The 784-nt window shown below is 70.0% G+C and carries 1 pseudogene; it reads right to left on the minus strand.

The features are described from left to right. Positions 1-784: pseudogene (locus ACYF6T_RS44550) on the minus strand (coagulation factor 5/8 type domain-containing protein); the annotation flags it as partial.

The raw sequence follows: 784 nt of genomic DNA on the forward strand, positions 1-784 counted from the left end.
CGTCGCCGTTGACGATCATGCCGGTGTCCGCGGTGTTGCTGGTCCAGCCGACGCCGCTGCCGTGGTCGGCGCGCCAGATCCACATGTGGTCGCCGATGACGTCGTCGCTGTTGACGACGAGAGCCGTGCTGGCCTTGCCGACGCCTGCGCCGCCGACGCGGAAGTAGACGTCGTGCAGGGAGGCCGGGTCGGCCGCGTGGGAGGCGGCGGAGCCGGTCGGCCCGACCTCCAGCAGGGAGGGCGAGGTGGTGGTGCCGGCGTCGAAGAGCAGGCCGGCGATCTTCACGCCGTCGACGTCGGCGACCTTCATGGCGGTGATGCCGTTGTCGGGGACCAGGGTGGCGAGGCCCAGTCCGAGGACGACGGTGTCGGCGCGGTTGATCTGCAGGGTCTGGTCGAGGTGGTAGACGCCGGGGGTGACCAGGAGGTTCTTGCCCGCGGCGAGGGCGGAGTTGATCTGGGAGGCGGTGGCGCCCGGCTTCACGACGTAGAACGTGTCCAGGGACAGCGAAGTTCCCGAGGCACCGCTCGTCCAGCTGGTGCCGGTCGAGTTCGTGCGCACAGACGGCACGAACACCTGGTAGGTGCCGGACGTGTCGACGTACAGGAACGGCTTCTCGCGCGTGACCGGGCTCTGCGCGACCGTGGTGTAGGGGGGGTTGGGGAAGCTGGTGGCGGGGACGCCCGTGCTGCCGGCGAACACCATGTTCCAGTTGGCGCCGGTCCAGCCGCCGAGCTGGGAGTTGCGGGTCAGCCACTGCTGCTGGCTGCCCGAGTTGACCTG

Source organism: Streptomyces sp. 7R007, from assembly GCF_054850255.1.